The organism is Halobacillus rhizosphaerae (assembly GCF_046719735.1).
Classification (GTDB): domain Bacteria; phylum Bacillota; class Bacilli; order Bacillales; family Halobacillaceae; genus Halobacillus_B; species Halobacillus_B rhizosphaerae.
In genome coordinates this window covers 55923-74972 of the sequence record NZ_JAUTWQ010000024.1, presented here as the reverse complement: position 1 = coordinate 74972, position 19050 = coordinate 55923, and the positions used below count along the sequence as shown (strand labels likewise).

20 protein-coding genes are annotated in these 19050 nt (G+C 40.1%); 17 read left to right on the top strand and 3 right to left on the bottom strand.

The genetic code is table 11. The features are described from left to right. Positions 1-29 precede the first annotated feature (29 nt). The 4 genes from Q7A53_RS19005 to Q7A53_RS18990 all read left to right on the top strand — a co-directional run bounded on the left by Q7A53_RS19005 (position 30) and on the right by Q7A53_RS18990 (position 4554). Positions 30-1931, top strand: coding sequence for an ATP-binding protein (locus Q7A53_RS19005; protein WP_411790799.1), 1902 nt, complete (start codon positions 30-32; stop codon positions 1929-1931). A 33-nt stretch (positions 1932-1964) separates the two neighbouring features. Continuing rightward, positions 1965-2621 (top strand): VanZ family protein, encoded by a 657-nt coding sequence (locus tag Q7A53_RS19000; RefSeq protein WP_411790784.1) that lies wholly within the window; start codon positions 1965-1967, stop codon positions 2619-2621. Between the two features lie 348 nt (positions 2622-2969). Continuing rightward, positions 2970-3818: a YitT family protein gene (locus tag Q7A53_RS18995; RefSeq protein ID WP_411790783.1), complete on the top strand. Its 849-nt coding sequence runs from the start codon at positions 2970-2972 to the stop codon at positions 3816-3818. A gap of 16 nt (positions 3819-3834) precedes the next feature. Next, complete coding sequence (locus Q7A53_RS18990) at positions 3835-4554, top strand: GntR family transcriptional regulator (protein ID WP_411790782.1); 720 nt, start codon at positions 3835-3837, stop codon at positions 4552-4554. A 28-nt stretch (positions 4555-4582) separates the two neighbouring features. On the opposite strand, the gene Q7A53_RS18985 is transcribed toward Q7A53_RS18990, so the two are convergent. Then, positions 4583-4798 carry a hypothetical protein gene (locus Q7A53_RS18985; RefSeq protein ID WP_411790781.1) on the bottom strand — a complete coding sequence of 72 codons (216 nt, stop codon included), beginning with the start codon at positions 4796-4798 and terminating at the stop codon, positions 4583-4585. Positions 4799-4983: 185 nt separating this feature from the next. On the opposite strand from Q7A53_RS18985, the gene mbcS reads away from it, so the two are divergent. Both mbcS and Q7A53_RS18975 read left to right on the top strand, forming a co-directional pair. Then, positions 4984-6561 carry an acyl-CoA synthetase MbcS gene (gene mbcS, locus Q7A53_RS18980; RefSeq protein ID WP_411790780.1) on the top strand — a complete coding sequence of 526 codons (1578 nt, stop codon included), beginning with the start codon at positions 4984-4986 and terminating at the stop codon, positions 6559-6561. Positions 6562-6804: 243 nt separating this feature from the next. Continuing rightward, on the top strand, positions 6805-7233 hold the full coding sequence (locus Q7A53_RS18975; RefSeq protein ID WP_411790779.1) for a GNAT family N-acetyltransferase: 429 nt from the start codon (positions 6805-6807) through the stop codon (positions 7231-7233). Between the two features lie 115 nt (positions 7234-7348). Here Q7A53_RS18975 and Q7A53_RS18970 read toward each other — a convergent pair whose 3' ends face one another. After that, the gene (locus tag Q7A53_RS18970; protein ID WP_411790778.1) at positions 7349-7840 is read right to left on the bottom strand and encodes a cupin domain-containing protein; all 492 of its coding nucleotides are present in this window, start codon (positions 7838-7840) and stop codon (positions 7349-7351) included. A 183-nt stretch (positions 7841-8023) separates the two neighbouring features. Between Q7A53_RS18970 and Q7A53_RS18965 the strand changes: the two genes are divergently transcribed. The 5 genes from Q7A53_RS18965 (at position 8024) to Q7A53_RS18945 (ending at position 11911) form a co-directional block, all read left to right on the top strand. Beyond that, positions 8024-8452 carry a hypothetical protein gene (locus tag Q7A53_RS18965; RefSeq protein ID WP_411790777.1) on the top strand — a complete coding sequence of 143 codons (429 nt, stop codon included), beginning with the start codon at positions 8024-8026 and terminating at the stop codon, positions 8450-8452. A gap of 117 nt (positions 8453-8569) precedes the next feature. Next, positions 8570-8824: a hypothetical protein gene (locus Q7A53_RS18960; RefSeq protein WP_411790776.1), complete on the top strand. Its 255-nt coding sequence runs from the start codon at positions 8570-8572 to the stop codon at positions 8822-8824. A 300-nt stretch (positions 8825-9124) separates the two neighbouring features. Beyond that, positions 9125-10753 carry a BCCT family transporter gene (locus Q7A53_RS18955; protein WP_411790775.1) on the top strand — a complete coding sequence of 543 codons (1629 nt, stop codon included), beginning with the start codon at positions 9125-9127 and terminating at the stop codon, positions 10751-10753. Positions 10754-10822: 69 nt separating this feature from the next. After that, a complete protein-coding gene (locus Q7A53_RS18950) occupies positions 10823-11029 on the top strand; it encodes a DUF3951 domain-containing protein (RefSeq protein WP_411790774.1) in 207 nt (68 codons plus the stop codon). 63 nt (positions 11030-11092) lie between these two features. Further along, positions 11093-11911: an MBL fold metallo-hydrolase gene (locus Q7A53_RS18945; RefSeq protein ID WP_411790773.1), complete on the top strand. Its 819-nt coding sequence runs from the start codon at positions 11093-11095 to the stop codon at positions 11909-11911. A gap of 112 nt (positions 11912-12023) precedes the next feature. Here the strand turns inward: Q7A53_RS18945 and Q7A53_RS18940 are convergent, their stop codons facing one another. Beyond that, positions 12024-12977 carry an LLM class oxidoreductase gene (locus Q7A53_RS18940; protein ID WP_411790772.1) on the bottom strand — a complete coding sequence of 318 codons (954 nt, stop codon included), beginning with the start codon at positions 12975-12977 and terminating at the stop codon, positions 12024-12026. Between the two features lie 474 nt (positions 12978-13451). On the opposite strand from Q7A53_RS18940, the gene Q7A53_RS18935 reads away from it, so the two are divergent. The 6 genes from Q7A53_RS18935 to Q7A53_RS18910 all read left to right on the top strand — a co-directional run bounded on the left by Q7A53_RS18935 (position 13452) and on the right by Q7A53_RS18910 (position 19018). Continuing rightward, on the top strand, positions 13452-13883 hold the full coding sequence (locus Q7A53_RS18935) for an SRPBCC domain-containing protein (protein ID WP_411790771.1): 432 nt from the start codon (positions 13452-13454) through the stop codon (positions 13881-13883). Further along, entirely contained in the window at positions 13873-14217 is a 345-nt protein-coding gene (locus Q7A53_RS18930; RefSeq protein ID WP_411790770.1) for an ArsR/SmtB family transcription factor, read from the top strand. The genes Q7A53_RS18935 and Q7A53_RS18930 overlap by 11 nt, the downstream gene beginning before the upstream one ends. Before the next feature lie 123 nt (positions 14218-14340). After that, positions 14341-14868 carry a GNAT family N-acetyltransferase gene (locus Q7A53_RS18925; protein WP_411790769.1) on the top strand — a complete coding sequence of 176 codons (528 nt, stop codon included), beginning with the start codon at positions 14341-14343 and terminating at the stop codon, positions 14866-14868. 137 nt (positions 14869-15005) lie between these two features. Continuing rightward, positions 15006-15782, top strand: a complete 777-nt coding sequence (locus Q7A53_RS18920; RefSeq protein ID WP_411790768.1) for a class I SAM-dependent methyltransferase — start codon at positions 15006-15008, stop codon at positions 15780-15782. Between the two features lie 287 nt (positions 15783-16069). Further along, complete coding sequence (locus Q7A53_RS18915) at positions 16070-16444, top strand: ArsR/SmtB family transcription factor (RefSeq protein ID WP_411790767.1); 375 nt, start codon at positions 16070-16072, stop codon at positions 16442-16444. 24 nt (positions 16445-16468) lie between these two features. Next, positions 16469-19018 (top strand): heavy metal translocating P-type ATPase, encoded by a 2550-nt coding sequence (locus Q7A53_RS18910; protein WP_411790766.1) that lies wholly within the window; start codon positions 16469-16471, stop codon positions 19016-19018. Positions 19019-19050: the final 32 nt, after the last annotated feature.

Sequence of the window (19050 nt, the reverse complement as noted above, 5' to 3'; positions counted from 1 at the left end):
CGGTAAAAAGGAAAGAGGTCTTAACATTGGTGATTAGAGAAAGGTATTCTGACCAAGTTCATAGTGGAGAATTCTTGGATGTATTGAACTTAAATGGTACACCAGCATGCCTTGTTGATCTGCGTCTGCAATTAGTGATGCTCAATCAAAAGATGCAGGGAGCCCTTCAACTAGAAAATGCGGAAACGTCATTCTCACAGTGGATTTCGACCTTCCGTACTTCCGATCAATCAGAGCTTCATAAGATGTTTCACCGATTCTTGGCAGAGCAGTCTCGTGAATCATCTGTTCACCTTTCCCATCAAACCTCAGATGTAATCAGGCACTGTAAAGGTGTTCATTTGTCGAATGGTCAAATCATTATCACCTTAACTCCAATTGAATATCCAACTTCCATGCATCAAGAGACCGCTGAGGGTTACCGTCACGGCAGCGTAAAAGAAGCAAGTCATGAAGAAATGCCGAAGGAATCGTCTGCTCTACCTGCGAGAATCCGAAAGCAGACGCTGCACCTGAGCCATCCGAAGACGTCCCAATTAAAGTATCGAATGTCTAATTTAGTGGACAAGTTTCCGCACGGAATTGCGCTTTTGAATAACACGTGGGATGTAATTTACGCCAATCCGAAGATGGAAGAATTGACAGGAATCCCATTTGAGCTGAATCATCACAAAAAGTTATGGGAGATCCATTCGATTTCACAGTATTATTCGTTTTTTCAGCACATTTTAAGAGCAATGGAAACTCAGTCAACCGTGGAATTTGAAGGATTCATTGATCAAACAAATTGTGCCGTGAAGATGACCGTTCATCCTACAGATCAGGGCATTACGGTATTCGCTCAGGATATTACCCAGTATAAACAGCATCTGGAAGCTCTAAGAGATTCTGAAGAACGTTTTAATATGGTGGCAAGTCATATTAAGGACGTCATCTGGATCCGGGATCTGGAAACTGGCGAAGTTTACTATATTAGTCCATCTTTTAAAAACATGTTTGGTATTGCAAGAAGAGAAGTCACCAATATTCAGGATATTGTGAAGAAATGTGTCCACAAAGAAGATCAAGACACCTTCTTTGAAAATCTGGACCTTGTGACAAAGGGGAGACAGAAATTCGAGTACCGGGTACTTCATCCGTCAGGTAAAATAAAATGGGTGAGGACACGCGGTTTTCCATTGGAAAATAACGGAAAGCGTTACGTGGTAGGCATTCATGAAGATATTACAGAACTGAAGGAAATTATTGAATTGAAGGAACAATCTCAACAGCTCTCTACGATTACTCAGATGTCCGCTGGAATTGCTCATGAGATTAAGAACCCTTTAACGGCAATCAAAGGATTTTTACAAATAGGAGCAGCAAATCCGGATCTTCGTGATAATTATCAGGAAATTATCCTCGATGAAGTTAATCGTATCGAATCAATCGTTCAAGATTTCATGATGCTGTCCAAGCCAAAGTCTTCTATCCAATTAGAAGAAGTCGGGCCGGATCAAGCGATAGCCTATGTCCTTCGCTTGCTTGAAGGGGAAGCTGAGGAAAAAGGTGTTAAGCTGTCTTCTTCTTTCGACCTTGAAGGCACGTTTCTTTACACGGAGCCGAAGCGGCTGAAGCAAATTCTGCTGAACTTAGTAAAGAATGCTATTGAAGCAGTAGATCAAGGCGGCAGCGTCCATATCGCTGCGGACTATTCCGGCGATAATCTAACGGTATCCGTTAGTGATAATGGCCCTGGTCTTAGTGAAGATGAATTAAACAGAATAGGTGAGCCTTTCTTTACTACTAAAGAGAAAGGAACCGGGCTGGGCGTTATGGTTACAAAGAAAATGGTAGAAGACTTAAATGGGAAAATCTATTTTAATAGTAAGATAGGACATGGAACTTTGGTTACAGTAGTTTTTACAAAAGAAGAGAATTCAAAGAAATGAGAACCACACCTTCAATTAAAGGGGTAAAGGGGTTTGCTTGGATTGATTGAATGGCAGAAGACCAATTTATGGACCATTCCTCTTATTTGCTCCGTGTGCCTGACCTTTTGGCAGACAACTGATTTACTCACCCTTCATACAGCAGAAGCTTTGCTGAATTATTTGGCTGCGGGGTTGATAGCTTTACTGTTTGTCAGGGGGAAACGGCAGGTGACACGTTCTGATCATGTGTTCACCATCATTTGGGTGGTCTATGTGATGGTGCTTCATGAGTTTGTCACTTATGTACCTGTATTTAGTGAACAGGTTATTCATGGCAGTTTTGAAGTAAAGCACACCCTATATAATTTGAATTTACATCCGTTTGCAACGATCCAGCTGACTTTTAACCGACAGGTGTGGCTTCCACTCATGGTAAAGCAGATTGTTGGGAATGTTCTGTTGTTTATTCCTTTTTCCTATCTCATTTTGAGACTGGGTATTGTCCGTAAAGCGTGGCAGGCTTTTCTTGTGTCGATCCTGGTCACTTGTTTGATTGAAACCCTGCAATTCATACTTTCTTATATTAGAGTTGTCGATCGATCGACTGATATTGACGATGTGTTATTAAATACATTGGGAGCAGTCATTGGGATCTTGGTGTATTTTATTTTTCATTATAAGAGTAGGATATCGAAGAATTTTAACTGATGCTGGCATATAAAGCCGGGGTCTTTTTTTTTTGCCTTCATTGGGCAATACGGGTTTATAAATATAATTTATAGCATTGCTATACAAGTGAATTCCCGAACCTTCCGTATCAGATTCTGTAAAATGAAATCCTCTAACCAAACATTTACTAATACCTATGTAAAAACTCAACTCGTTATAAAACTATCAAATATTATGAATATTTTGCATTGAAACGGTTACATAAAATAAATTTAAATTTTACGTGCAAACCTGTTTACAAAAGGGTTTGAGGGCTCTATAATCCCGATTGTACTACAATTTCAATCAATCAATTAAACTTAACTTTTTAATAAAGGAGGCTTTCTGATGATTAAAAAAATCTGGTCATTCTTACTCGTTAATATCGGCGTATTTGGTGTTGCGGTAAATGTTCATTTCTTTCTATCACCAAACGATCTAGCTACTGGAGGAGTCAGTGGTTTATCCATCGTATTAAATAAAGTATTTCCCGACTTATCACTGGGGTTAATCATGCTCTTGCTGAATATTGTTCTATTTATTGTCGGGTTTATATTCTTAGGATTCCACTTTGGGGCAAAGACCATTTACGCAAGCCTAGCCATGTCGGTTATGGTTTGGGGACTTGAATCATTTTTCCCAATGGAACATGCACTAAGTGATGATTTATTAATTCAATTGATTATTGGGCAAATCATTGCGGCTTCAGGAATGGCAATTGTTTTCCATCAGGGAGCCTCAACGGGCGGTACCGATATTATTGCCATGATCTTGAATAAATACTTCTCTATTGAAGTAGGAAAAGGAGTATTGTTCTCTGATATAGCAATCGCTGCTTCTTCTATCTTTATTTTCGGACCGACGGTAGGCATGTACGCCTTCTTTGGTGTCATTCTTAATGGATTAGTCATTGACTACACTCTTCAGCAATTTGATCACAAGAAAGAAATCGTCATTATCAGCCGCGAGAGCAATTTAGTAAGGGATTTTATCGTCCATAAACTAGGCAGAGGGGCGACTATTCACCACGCTAAAGGTGCATTTAACCAGGAAGATAAAGAAGTAATAACCACGATTTTAAATCGTAAGGATTATACACGGTTAAAAAAATATATGACTTCTGTAGATGAGAGAGCATTCATTACCGTTCATTCAATGAATGAGATCTTGGGTGAGAACTTTAAACGATTAGCATAAAGAGGTGGTTTCTTTTATGGAAATGATGGATCACAAAGGTCCAGCATTCTCTTCGCTTCTAGAAAAAAGTTCGAGGGCCGAACGGGTGTATTTTCGCTTGAAAGTGGCCATTCTTGATAGAAAAATCGCTCCAGGCACTCAACTAATCGAAAAAACAATAAGTCACAAATTACAAGTTTCACGGACACCAATTAGGAAAGCAATGGATTGGTTAGAGAAAGAGGGACTTGTAAAGGTCATTTCAAACCGGGGCACATTTGTTGTTCAGCCTTCTTCACAGGAAATAGAACAGGCATTTCATATGAGGGCTCGTTTAGAGAAGATGACACTGGAAATCGTGACTGGTCAAATGAAGGAAGATGGTTTTCAGCAATTAAGGGAATTAGTGAAGTGGGAGAAGTTCGCATTTGAAACGAATGATAAAAAAGAGTACCTAGATCTTGTGAAACAGTTTCACATGCTTCTTGCTAAGAAGACGGACAATCCATTTTTAATCAGTTTCACAGAAAAGATTCTGGATCAGATCTATGTTTACTCTATGCTTTATAACGTGGCGTTCGGTGGGCGGTTATCCCTTGCCAACAGATGTAAAGAACATGAATTCATCATCGAGGCATTGGAAGGTCAAGACCTAGGCATATTGAATAAGCATATCGATCAGCAGCTTGAAGAAAGTATACGGGAAATCTCAGTGGAAGAGGAAGATTCCTATTCCCCGCTTGAGGAAGTATTATAAATAAAAGACCGTTAAAAACGTAATGTTTTTACGGTCTTTTTTGTATAGGCAGCGCTTTGGTCTGCTTATTAGTTTTCATAAACTTTAGAAGTTGTATGCCATTAAGAAGGATAGTAGCAGCGATGGCGGCAAAAATAAAATCCAGTTCCTGGATAAAGAAGGAAAGTAACGTAAAAACAGACAGCATTAGGGCAGAAAGAATAGCGAAAAAAACAATATACCTCTTTCTATGTATTAGTTTCACAGCCCCACGCTCCTTAGTCTTTCATTCATCATAGTGGAAATGAAATTGTCTGTCAATTTACTAATATCAATTTAATTGCCTATAGGAAACAATCACCCGACATTATTTAAATTATTTAGAAAATTTGATATAATAGGCTTGGGTAAACTGAACTGTCATTCACTTCATAGAGGAGGAACTAATAGATGAATAGAGAAGAACTCATCGCACCAGAACAATACAACGTGGTCATGGAAATGGAGAAGTTTGCCAAAGATCCAGATCGGAAAGCGCTGCTATGGTTAGATGAATCAGGAAATCAATCAGAGATTACATATGAAAAACTGATTCAGAACGCAAATAGAATTGGAAACGTGTTTCTAGAGAGAGGCTTACAGCAAGGAGATAAAGTCCTGGTAATGATTCCTAGACTAATTGATGCTTATCAAGTGTATTTAGCGGCATTAAAAGCAGGCTTAGTCGTCATCCCAAGCTCAGAAATGCTCCGTGAAAAGGACTTGCAATATCGGATTTCCCACGGGGAGGTGAATGCGATTGTCAGCTACCATCCTTTTACAGGTCAATTTAAAGAGATTAAAGGAATTGATAATCTAACCACCTTCACAGTGGGAGGACCTGTAGAAAATTGGCTCGACCTTGATTCACTTATGGAGAATGCAAGCAGCCAATTAGAAATGGCAGATACGAAGAGAGAAGATATGGCCTTCCTGTCTTACACTTCAGGAACAACTGGAAACCCTAAAGGTGTCGTTCATACCCACGGATGGGGATTCGCTCATTTAAAAACATCTGCCTATAAATGGCTGGCCATTGAAGATGGCGATACGGTCTGGGCTACAGCAGGCCCGGGCTGGCAGAAATGGGTGTGGAGCCCGTTTCTTTCTGTATTGGGAACTGGAGCAAGAGGGTTAGTATATCAAGGGAAATTTAATCCAAGAACCTATTTATCCCTCATGGATGAGCATAAAGTGAATGTGCTTTGTTGTACGCCAACTGAATATCGGCTGATGGCAAAAGTAGATAACTTAGCGGATTATAAACTTTCAGACCTTCATAGTGCAGTTTCTGCAGGGGAACCGCTCAACCGTGAGGTCATTGATACATTCCAGAGATGCTTTAATGTTACCGTGCGTGATGGCTATGGCCAAACAGAAAATACGCTGCTTGTGGGGATTATGAAGGACATGGAAGTAAGACCAGGTTCGATGGGACGTCCTACGCCCGGTAATCAGGTGGACATTATTGACGAAATGGGTGTGCCGGTAGAGGCAGATGAAGTGGGAGATATTGCAGTTCATTTAGATACACCTGCATTGTTTAGAGAGTATTATAAAGATCCAGAACGAACAAAGATGTCTTATCGAGGCAACTATTATGTAACAGGGGATCAGGCGAAAAAAGATGAAGACGGATATTTCTGGTTTGAAGGACGGAGTGATGATATTATCATTAGCTCTGGCTACACGATTGGGCCATTTGAAGTAGAGGATGCTCTCGTTAAACATTCGGCTGTTCAAGAGTGTGCGGTTGTGGCTAGCCCGGATGAAGTCCGCGGAAATGTGGTAAAAGCGTATATCATTTTGCAGGATGGCTATGAACCTAGTGACAGCCTTACGAAGAAACTTCAAGATTATGTTAAGGAACTGACAGCACCTTATAAATATCCAAGAAAAATTGAGTACATTAAGGAATTGCCTAAAACCACTTCTGGGAAAATTCGTCGTGTTGAATTGAGAAAAAAAGATAGAGTAAGTAATCATTAAATTCGAAAGTTTGAGGGAGGGAACGTAGTGAAATTGTTTAAGTCGATTGGATGGATCCTTCTGCTTGGAGGTATGCTCGCATTACTTCCCTCGACCGTTTATAGCCCGGAGACTGACAAAGAAGAAAACTTTCCCTCTAGACAATGAAACAGAAAAGAACTTCGGAAAGTTAAATATGATGACTTAAGCCGGTGGGAGATCCCAGTTTCCCACCGGCTTTACTTCTGGAGGAGGGTATGATTTATGATTCGAAAGATGAAATTGATCGACAGCAGACGCATGCCTGGATTACTAAGAACTCTAGGATACCCCAGTACAGAGGATGAGCTGGAAAAGCGAATGGAACGGATCCATCACCATCCTGATTACATGACCTATGTATGGGAAGAGGAGGGTAAACTGCTTGGTTTTATTGGCATGAATTATAGTTTTGCCTACCATACTAATCGCTGTCACGTTCGGGTTATTGCATTTGCAGTTGCGGAGCATGCCCAGGGAAGAGGCATTGGAAGAGCTTTAATGAAACAGGCAGAAGCATGGGGGAAATCCAAAGGAGCTTCTACTTTAATGTTAAACAGTGGTAATCGTGATGAACGTAAAAAAACTCACGAAATATATAAGAGCTGGGGATTTGAAGGGACAGCCACGGGTTTCTATAAAACCGTATTTTAGTATGGAAACAAGCTTAATAAATGTCATGGAAATAATAAAGCGTGGACTCCAGACTTAACTTTCTGGTTTCCACGCTTTTCTAAATTTCAAATTTGCTGGGGTATAATCAGCTATCTCATTTTTTCCAGTAGTCAAAAACCGGTCCGTCATTTTTGTAGACTGGATCGAATTCAGGCAAAGGAACTTGCTTAATTTCGCTGATGGCCTGCGAAAAATCTTCTGAATTCGCTTTTTTTAAATCATAATCTGCTCCATTTGGGTAGGCGCCTACTACTTGGAAATCACTTGATCCATCCAAGTATTTGTGCCCTGTTCCTGCGGGTATGACCAACAGATCACCTTGCTTCACTTCCAGTTCTACGCCATTTTCTCCTCCCATCTTCAGCACGGCCTGCCCAGCTTCAATTCCAACTGCTTCATGAACCGTACTATGATAGTGGTGAAAATTAAATATCCCGCCATGCCAGCTGTTTTTCCAATTGTTCTGATGGAAGGTGGTTTCAATGTCTCCGTGCAGAACATTTTTATAAACTAACAGAGGTAATTCAAAGTTATTAGGAATATAGCCTTCTTCCTGAAATAAGTAGACGGTAATTGATTCAGTCATTGATTTCACTTTCCTTCCTAACATACCAGTATAATATAATTTTTTTACATATTTATGAAACTATTTATCTAAAAGACTCGTATATACTAATAGAACATCAAAAATGAATAAAATTTATACATAAAAACTAACTATTTCTACCGTTTCAACTGCAAGTAAGCAGATTACTGAGGTGATTATTAAATGAAAAAAAAGATTCTGTTGTTAACTGGAATTATAATTATTATTTGTTTATCCGTTTTTTATATAAATAAACGCTATTTCTTTAATCCGATGGCGTTTAACAAGGATCGTATCACTTCTCATGAGTGGAGTGATTATCAGCGCCCGTTAACGATGACCTATGTAGATTTTGAAGGAAAGAGAAAAACGTATACCATAGAAGATGAAGAAAAAATCAGGGATGTCATACAAGAACTAAAGAAATGCACGAACTTAGATAAAGAATCTGGGTCTACTGGAGAAGTAAAGGGAGGATTAACATTAAAAAGCGAGAATAAGAATCATTTGCTGGACGTATTAATTTATTCCAATCACTGGGAAGTCTTAAAAAAAGGCTCTCAGAAATATTACCTTTCATCTTCTTTAAAGCAATTTGTAAGTAATTATTAAGTCAGCTGAATGCTGGCTTTTTTATTGTTTTAGGGACATAATGATTCGAACGTTTCGGTGTGTAATATAATTAATAGGGGTAAGAATATAAAAAAAGTAAGGAAAGAAGTGGATGGGATGAGCAAATATTTCACTCATATCTTTAATATCTTAGTCGGTTTGCTGCTTGTAGTCGAGGGCGGCGTATATATTTTTGTGAATAATAAAGATGGGCAGCTTCACCTTAGAAGTATTCTCATGACGCTTTTATTATTACTTGCCTGGGGTATGTCTTACCGAAAGCAGGCATCTGGAAAGAACCAGAGTGCCTGGTTAATTGTAACGATAATTATTATGATCCCCATGATTCTTCCTTGGTTGTTTTTTATTTGAACCAGGCGCTGCTGCAGGTAAATAGCTCAAAACAGCTGCGGCGCGCCAAATGAATGCTCTTAGATAATTCGAGAATATACGACAAGACATTTCAACATCCAATATTATTTGCAGAAATACCGTTAATCTTTTTTTTAATAGGGTAAGACATATACATAGCCAGTTAGCCATTTATCACTCCATTTGTAAAACTGAACAAAATCGTTTCCCCTCTTTATCCAAACCTCCGAAGTATGGTCCCGCTGCGATTGACCAGAATAAGCAGTATTAAGTTAAATACAGAAGGGATGAAAACATCAAGTGAATAATAAAAAAATTATAGACTGGCCAACTTTTATTGGGGCACTGATCTTACTCATTGGAGTAACTCTTCCGCTTGTCCTTTTTCCTGATGCAGGAAAAAAGTTTGTATCAAATGCCAACGAGTTTTTGACGGGTAATTTTGGTGTGCTCTACATGATTTTAGGTTTATCAGTATTTGCTTTTCTCTTGTATGTAGCTTTTAGTAAAAATGGCCAAATTAAACTTGGCGATGAAGGTGAAAAGCCTGAATTTAATACCTTCTCCTGGGCAGCTATGCTGTTTGCGGCGGGTATTGGTTCAAGTATCTTATACTGGGGTGTTATTGAGTGGGCGTATTACTATCAAGGTCCACCGTTTGGAATTACACCAGAGTCTAAGGATGCGGTCAGATGGGCAACCGCTTATGGTATGTTCCACTGGGGACCCATTGCTTGGGCGATTTATACATTACCGGCCTTACCTATAGCATATTTCTATTATGTTCGAAAAAAACCTGTACTTAAAATCAGTGAGGCAGTACGTCCAGTTCTTGGAGGCTGGGTGGACGGGCCTCTTGGAACAATTATAGATGTATTGTTCATGTTTGGACTGCTTGGCGGAGCTGGCACGACTTTGGCACTGGGGACGCCGATGATCGCTCAAGGGGTTACAGATTTGACGGGGATACCATCAAGCTTAGGACTTAAAGCAGGGATTATGCTGTTATGTACGATCATATTTGCCGTTAGTGCCTACTCTGGATTAAAGCGTGGAATAAAAATACTGAGTGATATTAACTTATGGCTGGCTTTATTTATTCTTGCTTATATCTTTATTTTTGGACCAACACGATTTATTAGTGAAACAACGTTCAATGGATTGGGCATATTAGCTGATAACTTTTTCAAAATGGCAACATGGCTTGAGCCTTTTGGAAACCTGCAGCAATTTAAGGAGACAGATTTCCCTGAATCGTGGACTATTTTCTATTGGGCATGGTGGCTCGTATATGCCCCGTTTGTAGGACTATTTGTGGCGCGGATTTCCCGAGGACGGACGATTCGCCAAATGGTACTTGGAACGATGATCTACGGAACACTGGGTTGTGTACTATTCTTTGGTATCATGGGGAATTTCGGACTGTATATGCAGCTGACTGGTTCTTTTGATGTCGTTAGCTTTATGAATGATAATGGAGCACCGGCAACGATTATTGAAATCATTAATCAGCTTCCGTTAGCTAAATTAATGGTTCTGTTGTTTACGGTTCTGGCGATTATTTTCCTTGCTACTACATTTGATTCATCTTCTTATATTTTAGCTTCCGTTGTACAGAAAAATGTAGAAGGAGAACCGTTAAGATGGAATCGTCTGTTTTGGGCATTTGCGCTTTGTTTGATGCCACTTGTGCTCATGTTTCTAGGAGGTTTGGATACCTTACAGACAGCAAGTATCGTAGGCGGATTCCCTCTCATATTTATCATGTTCCTCCTTGCCTGGTCATTTATGAAAGCATCTAATCGAGATCTCCGGGCAGCGGATGATTATGAGTCTCCAACGATTCATATTAAGAGATGGAATAAGCAGAAAAAGAAAAAGAAGCGTTCAGCTCTTGAAGCACTCGAAGAAAAAAATAATGATGAATAGAATTATCCTGCCCCCGCTTTAGCGGGGGTGTTTTTGTGGAATAGATGTTTATAAGGGGAGGAGGCCAATATGATAGTAAATGTTTTTGGGTTAATGATTTTATTATTTACGGTTCCGGTCCTTATAGGCATCATCATATTTAAAAAATTCATTAGAAAAAGGCCGATTAATTCTTCTTTTGCTTACACACCATTCGATTATATAACTGGCCAATCTAAGAAAGAATTTCATGACAGAGCTGAGGAGTTACAAAGTGAAGATGAAAACCAGCACTAACTTATTGCTGAAATTGGTCGATAGCCATGATATTCATTGGAATTTATAGAAGGGGTTGGTTCTTTGCAAGCGTATATTTGTCAAACCTGCGGGGTTCAATATTCCCCATCAAACCTGCCTCCCGAACAGTGCTTTATCTGTGAGGATGAGCGCCAATATGTACCCGCGGATGGTCAGAAATGGACTACACTAACGAAAATGGAGCAAGGGAAGTTTCACAACAATTGGGAGATAGAAGAAGAACATTTATTCAGTATTCGCACGGTACCTCAGTTTGCTATTGGCCAGACAGCCTACCTGCTGCAAGATGAAGAGATCAATATCCTCTGGGACTGTCTGACTTACTTGGACGAGCAGACGAAGCAGACTATTGTGGAGTCTGGCGGAATCGATGCTATTGTTTTGTCCCATCCCCATTATTATTCTACACAGGTGGAATGGGCAGAAACCTTTGATGCCGTCATTTATATCCACGAAGACGATCGTAAGTGGGTAACCAGGATGAGTGAAGCGATAGAATTTTGGTCTGGTGAAGTATTAGAGTTATCCAACACCGTATCCATCCATCGTTTAGGCGGTCATTTCCAGGGAGGGGCGGTATTAAATTGGACTAAAGGCAGCCAGGGAAAGGGAGTTCTGTTAACTGGAGATATCATTCAAGTCGTTGCAGACCCTGGCTGGGTGAGTTTTATGTACAGTTACCCTAACCTCATTCCTCTACCAGCAACAAAGGTAGCCCGTATAGCTGAAAAAGCAGGGAAATTGTCCTTTGACCGGTTGTATAATGCTTTTCATGGAATCATTGATAATGGAGCCTATGACTCTGTGCAGAGGTCCGCTCATCGCTATATTAATGCTCTTGAGGACGGATTAAACAGTTAGGTCTGGTTATCGTATAATAAGAAAAACCAACCTGGTAACTTGAACTCCTTTTGACCTTTTTAGTCCCCCCGGACTGTTTAATGATATCCATATGTCTTCAGATCATGTTTTTTTATTTTTGTGGAAAGGCAAAGTGGGGGACTACCTCTTCTCCAAGCTCCTGAATCACTTCCTCAACCGGCCGTTTATTCTTAGAAAGTCCAAACATAATATGATTCACACCGATAGATCTGTATTGCTCGAGTAAATCAACCAGCGCGTGCCGCCCAGCTCGATATCCGGCTGGGATTTTTTCTGCCTTCTGATTCGGATCCTCTGCCAGCTGTAAGGGAAGAGGCATAAAGAAAGGCTGGAATTGGCTGCCTTTATATTTTTTCACTTTCTCACGGTAAGCCTTGATGGTCTCTTCCTGCTGTTCAGGGCGCTGTGGATAATACATCCAGCCATCTCCATGCTCAGCCACCCAATCAAGAGTCTGCTGACAGTAACCAGTCATAAACAAAGGAAGTTTGCTGGTAGGTTTAGGGACTAGGTTGGCTTTATTTAATTTTCCTAAGGAGGAATCAAACGTAGGGAATTCATGGCTGATCGCTTCCTGGAAGAATTGATAAGCTTCCCTAAACCATTCGTTCCTTTCCATTATTGGAATCCCTAACCCTTCAAAATCTTTTCGGCGATCCCCGGAGGATATCCCAAGCATAAGCCTCTCTGGAAACAACCGTTCAATACTTGCTGTTTCTTTTGCCGTACGCAGTGGATGACGTAAAGGAAAGACGAGTGCCGCTGTTCCTAAATTAATCGTTTTCGTATGTGAGGCTAAATAAGTTAAGTAAATTAGACTGTCATAAATCTGTCCAGTGGCAGGATCTTCAAAGGTTGGGTCCTCAAGCAGCACGTCCTGCAGCCATAGACATTTAAATCCAAGGCTTTCAGCCAGCTGAGCACGCTCTACCTGATGGTCCATTTTCGGTGGTTGTTTGTCATAATTCTCTATTGGAACGGTCAAACCGAAGCTTAATTGATCTTGCTGCAGCATGGACTGATAACCTTGATGGGTGTTAAACATGTATTCATTCCTCCAACTTGATTAAGTACTTATAGTATAAAGGAAGAGGAAAGAGGATTTCTAATTTAAAATGTCTAAAGAATAGGGGGAGAGTGCGTAAGACTCCGTTAAGAGATAATGTTGATCTTTTTTACGTTATTTTAATTACATAGTAAGGTTTTATTTCAGTCGGTTTTTTAAAACCACAGAACCTGAGAGGCACCCTCTAAAATACTTCAACCATTTGAAAAGGAGCGGAGTTAACCATGGGTGTAAGGAATTATCTGATTGAAGGTGTGTCATGTACCGGTAAAACTAACCGCCGCGGAAGGAATCAATGGTGACACTTCATGTATGACTGAGGCATTTGATTGTCAATAGTCTCTTTATCTGCGCTATAAATATTTTATACTCTTATGTGCAATAATTTAGTTGCACATTTAAAGGGGGATGTGCTACACTTTGGTTGCACTTATAAAGATGGGAGGAGTAGTTATGGCTAGAGATGAGATTAAGAGAGAAATTTTTATTCACGCACCTATCCAAAAGGTATGGGAGTTAATTAGTCAACCCGCATGGTGGGTTGGGGATGCACCTGGTCCGGATAAGGTACAGGTAAATGGATCGCGTGTGGTGGCGGACACAAGATTTGGGAAGTTCCCTGTATTGATTGAACAATCAGTACCCCCAACCTACCTTGCATGTCGGTGGGCAAGTTCATTTCCTGGTGAGGAACCTAAAGAAGGAAATTCTACGTTGGTAGAGTTCAATTTAACTTCAAAAGATGAGGGAACTTTACTTAGAGTAGTTGAGAGTGGCTTTTCACTTCTTACAGCAACAGAAGAAGAGAAAACAGAGTACTTTAAAGGAAATGTCCAAGGCTGGGAAATGCAAATGGACGTACTACGGAAGCGTGTTGATCAATAAATTGGAAACTACGGAAAGTAATAATTTCGAAAATGTCTTAATAGCTTTAGCAGATCCCACCCGTCGAGAGTTACTTGACCTACTGGCATTAAGAGGACAAGCTACAGCAACAACATTAGCCACTTCGGTACCTGTATCTCGTCAGGCAGTTGTAAAACATTTAACAATCTTAAAAGACTCCAAGCTTGTTATCAATGATCGTGTTGGGCGGGAAGTAAGATATAAAGTGTGCCCGCAGCAACTCTCAGCAACAGCAGAGTGGATGGTAAATTTAGCTGCTGATTGGGATAGAAAATTAGAATGGATAAAGAGTACAGCGGAAGAGGATGAGTGAAATTTAAATCTCCAATTCAAAAGATTAACCTTACAAATGAAGCTCTACGGCCAATGTTTTTAATGATCTCAGCAGAAAAAAATGTACCGACTTATAACAGAACCGATCTAGGGGGGGATTTATTTGTTTTCTACAGATAGAATCTATTTAAGAAAAGTCACGAAGGATGACACGGATATTTACCATAAATGGAGAAGTAATCCTAACGTAATGGAAAACACCAGTCCGAATTTGGATGTGTATAGTTTGGAAGAAACAGAAAATTTCATTCTATCCATTACTAGTTCAGAGAACTCAAAGAGCTATATTATTCAGCATATAGAGAGAGACGAACCTATAGGAATTGTATCTTTAATCCATATCGATCCTAAGAACAGGAATGCTGAGTGCATTATTGATATTGGTAATGAAGATTATATGGGGAAAGGTTACGGTAAAGAAGCGATGAGTTTATTACTTGAGTTTTCTTTTCTAGAATTGAATCTACATAAAGTATATTTAAGAGTATTTTCCTTTAATGACCGAGCGATCAAGTTATATGAGCGTCTAGGATTTGAGAAAGAAGGCGAACAGAAAGAACAGTTATTTAGAAATGGCTCTTGGCATGGGATTATAATGATGGCAGTCTTTCAAAGCGAGTATTTGAAGTAAGAATTCATAACAAGTATTGTTTGCAAGTATTGAACTAACAAGAGCAGGTTTTTACTCTAAGATACGTTTTACATGAAAACGATTAATCATTTAATTTGGTATTAATTCTTAGTTACCAATGGAAAGAGGGATGTAAGTTGGGGATGGATTTCCATAGCAATAAAAATCGCTTTACCTATACTACTCGCACCGCAGACAGGTCATGGATCATGACAGTAAGACAACTTGCACCTGTCGAGAATGTTTTAAAAGCTGTAGATATTGGATGTGGGGGAGGAATTTATTCGAAGGCGTTAGCGGATATGGGAATAGATTCTGTCACTGGCATTGATTTTTCTGAGAAGATACTGGAGGGTGCAAAGGAAAACTGCAAGGAATATCAAAATATTTCTTTGAGGCATGGAAGTGCTTATGGTACAGAGGTAAATAGCAATGATTGTGATTTAGTACTTGAAAGAGCTTTAATACATCATCTAGATGATTTGCTGAATTGTTTTAAGGAAGCATATCGAATACTCAAGGATGGTGGGTATTTTATTGTGCAGGACCGTACCCCTGAGGATTGTCTATTAAAAGGCAGCGATCATCATATAAGAGGATATCTTTTTGAATTATTTCCAAGATTAATCGATAAAGAAGTGAGTCGCCGATATCCGAGCCCTTTCGTATTGGAGACTTTGAAGAAAGTTGGATTTAAAAAAATCGAGGAAGTAAAGTTGTGGGAAACAAGAAAAGCATATCAGACTAAGGATCAATTACTTGAAGATTTACGTGAGCGGACTGGAAGAAGTATTTTACATGAACTAGATGATAATGAATTGAGGATGTTTATTAATCATGTAGATCAGTCACTTTCAAGTAACGCAAATATAATGGAGAAAGATAGATGGACAATTTGGAAAGCAGTTAAATAATTAAGATAAATTTCGGTGGAGATAGGTATTTTAGAGCGATCATTGAACAATACATAGATATTTGAAAGATTAACGTAAGGCTACTAGGGCAATTCGGAGCAAAGGAATTGCCCCTTTTTAATGTGCTGACCATCTTTAAGGTAAAATAAATAACTCCATAAGAAAAGACTTCAGTAATGAAGTCTTTTTCCACATTTGAATAGCATTTGCCCATTTTGTTGACATTGGAATATATGAAACATACACTATAAACAAATATTCAAACAATCATTTGAATGAAGGTGAAAATGTTGAGCGAAGAAGTAATAAAAAAAGTTTCCAAAGATACATGTGATACGTTTTGCTACGATGAAGCACTTGTTCAACGAGTACAGCCTGAGATCAAGAAAGTGGAAGGTGTTGAATTAATCTTTAAAGCTTTATCAGATGCAACACGTATGAAAATTGCGTATTCCTTAACGCTGGAAAGGGAGCTTTGTGTATGCGATGTTGCCAATATTATTGGCACCACCACAGCCACAGCTTCCCATCACTTAAGGTTATTGCGTAATATGAAGTTAGCAAAATACCGCAAAGAAGGAAAACTTGTTTTTTATTCTCTGGCTGATGACCATGTTCATCAGTTAGTTTCGATTGCGTTATTACATTCTAAAGAAGCTTGAACGGCCTGGATAGGAGGCACATTAATGAGTCGTGTTGAAAAGGAGAGTCAGGAGGAGCATGAGGGCAATGAAGAAAGCCCAAGTGCTAGCTGCTCTGAGGAAACTGCTGTGTCCACATGTTGTGGACCGGATGTAAAGGAGAACGAAACTCCTGCTATTTCCTCGTGCTGTGGAAATGATACAAAGGAGAAAGATACAGGAAGTTCTTCCGCCTGCTGTAGTGGGGTAGAAGGGGAGAATGAACTAGAGGATGCAGAGAATCGGAAGCCTAATGGGAAAAACACTGTGGAATACAAAGTAAGTGGAATGGATTGTCCTTCTTGTGCAGCTACCATTGAGAAAGGGCTGCAAAAGACGGAAGGAATTCAATCGATTCGCGTTAACTATGGGACTGGCAAGATGGCGGTAGGTGCGGATGATCATTCAATATACAATCAAGTCCCTCAGCTGGTGCGTAAATGGGGCTTTGAAGCAGAGCCATTGGATAAAAATAAGAATAGACAAACATATAAAATCGAAGGCATGGATTGTGGTTCTTGTGCGATGACCATTGAAAAGCACGTTAGCAAAAATCCGAATGTTCAAGAAGTAAAGGTGAATTTTTCAACTGGTAAAATGCAAATTGAGCATACCACGAATGAAAATATCATTATTAAAGAAGTTCAAAGAGCTGGTTTTGATGCTTCGTTAGACTCGAAAGAAGCCTCCTCTAATACTAAGAAAAAAGGAGCTTCGACCACCGCTATATCCGGAACCTTCCTTGTTCTTGGATTTCTAGGATCATTTACTAGCATAACTCCATCGGTCATTATGGCCTTATATGCAATCTCAATCCTGGTCGGTGGCTATAAGCCCGCGCGAAGTGCTTTTTATGCGATTAAAAGTGGATCTCTAGATATGAATGTTCTAATGGCCACAGCTGCGATTGGAGCGGCTATCATTGGAGAATGGTTTGAAGCAGCGACGGTCTTATGGCTCTTTGCCTTGGGGAACACATTACAAAACAAGTCGATCGAGCGTACCCGAGATTCGATTCGTAGTCTCATAAACCTGACTCCAGCAGAAGCTACTGTTAAATCTGGGAATCAACTGATCCGTAAACCAGTAGAAGAAGTGGGAATCGATGCAATTATTGTCATCAAACCAGGGGAGAAAGCGCCTTTAGATGGAGTCATCGTATCAGGCATATCCACTATGAATCAGGCTCCGATCACGGGAGAATCTTTGCCTGTAGATAAACAGCAAGGCGATCCCGTTTATGCTGGCACGGTTAATGAAAGTGGGTCTTTAGAAGTTAAGGTAACAAAGTTAGTTGAGGATACAACCATTGCAAAAATTATTCATCTTGTGGAAGAGGCTCAGGAGAAAAAAGCTCCGACCCAGGCATTTATAGATCACTTTGCCAGCATTTATACTCCTATCGTATTTATACTTGCCCTTCTTGTAATGGTCGTTCCGCCGTTAGCTGGGTTCGGATCATGGGGAGCATGGCTTTATAAAGGTCTTGCGTTATTGGTCGTTGCATGCCCATGTGCATTGGTCATTTCTACACCGGTAGCGATTGTATCGGCAATTGGAAATGCAGCTAAGAATGGAGTTCTTATCAAAGGAGGGACCTTCTTAGAAAAGGCAGGGGCCATTCAAGCGATTGCTTTTGATAAGACTGGAACCCTTACAATCGGTAGACCCAAAGTGACAGAAGTGCTCTCTCTTCATAACAATAGCGAAGAGCTGATTAGTATTGTACGAACGATTGAAGAGCATTCCATTCATCCGATCGCGCAAGCCATTACCACGTATGCTGAAGAACGAAGAATTCCGGCTAAGGAAGGGAAGGCCTTTAAAGCAATTCCGGGGAAAGGTGCGCAGGCAGAGATTAATGGTGTAGAATATTTTGCGGGAAATCCTAAGTGGTTTAAAGAGATGGAGGTTCCCCTACATGAATTAAAAGAACGGATGAATGAGCTGCAAGGAAACGGATCCACGCTAATATTAATAGGGTCTCGTGAGGAGATTTTAGGTCTCATAGCTGTGGCAGATACCATTCGTGATATCACGGTCCAGTCCATTCAAAAGCTCAAGCAAGCTGGAATAGATGAAATGGTGATGTTAACGGGAGATAATGAAGGTACAGCGAAAAAAATCGCGTCAGAAACAGGCGTGGATCGCTACTTTGCTGAATTGATGCCTGAAGACAAAGTGACGGCCGTGAAGAGATTACAGAATGAAGGAAAGCGGGTAGCTATGGTGGGAGATGGGATTAATGATGCTCCTGCCCTTGCAACAGCTGATCTTGGAATTGCCATGGGTGGTGCGGGGACAGACACAGCCATGGAAACCGCCGATATTGTCCTTATGGCGGATAATTTGGGAAAACTTCCGCATACCATTTCTCTGAGTCGCAAAGCACTAGCTATTATTAAGCAAAATATTTGGTTCTCTTTAATTACTAAGTTAGCCGCACTAGTCTTAATTTTCCCAGGAATTTTAACCTTATGGATGGCAGTACTAAGTGATACGGGTGCGGCGTTGATTGTTATACTAAACAGTATGAGGCTGTTAAGAAAAAAATAGGGGGAATTGCTCCCTCTATCTTTAACGGACCA

Coding starts and splice junctions, on each gene's coding strand:
- Q7A53_RS18975 (WP_411790779.1), top strand. CDS start 6,805: ATGATTCGAAAGATGAAATTGATCGACAGCAGACGCATGCCTGGATTA.
- Q7A53_RS18970 (WP_411790778.1), bottom strand. CDS start 7,840: ATGACTGAATCAATTACCGTCTACTTATTTCAGGAAGAAGGCTATATT.
- mbcS (WP_411790780.1), top strand. CDS start 4,984: ATGAATAGAGAAGAACTCATCGCACCAGAACAATACAACGTGGTCATG.
- Q7A53_RS18915 (WP_411790767.1), top strand. CDS start 16,070: ATGTTGAGCGAAGAAGTAATAAAAAAAGTTTCCAAAGATACATGTGAT.
- Q7A53_RS18910 (WP_411790766.1), top strand. CDS start 16,469: ATGAGTCGTGTTGAAAAGGAGAGTCAGGAGGAGCATGAGGGCAATGAA.
- Q7A53_RS18935 (WP_411790771.1), top strand. CDS start 13,452: ATGGCTAGAGATGAGATTAAGAGAGAAATTTTTATTCACGCACCTATC.
- Q7A53_RS18960 (WP_411790776.1), top strand. CDS start 8,570: ATGAGCAAATATTTCACTCATATCTTTAATATCTTAGTCGGTTTGCTG.
- Q7A53_RS18950 (WP_411790774.1), top strand. CDS start 10,823: ATGATAGTAAATGTTTTTGGGTTAATGATTTTATTATTTACGGTTCCG.
- Q7A53_RS18965 (WP_411790777.1), top strand. CDS start 8,024: ATGAAAAAAAAGATTCTGTTGTTAACTGGAATTATAATTATTATTTGT.
- Q7A53_RS18990 (WP_411790782.1), top strand. CDS start 3,835: ATGGAAATGATGGATCACAAAGGTCCAGCATTCTCTTCGCTTCTAGAA.
- Q7A53_RS18995 (WP_411790783.1), top strand. CDS start 2,970: ATGATTAAAAAAATCTGGTCATTCTTACTCGTTAATATCGGCGTATTT.
- Q7A53_RS18940 (WP_411790772.1), bottom strand. CDS start 12,977: ATGTTTAACACCCATCAAGGTTATCAGTCCATGCTGCAGCAAGATCAA.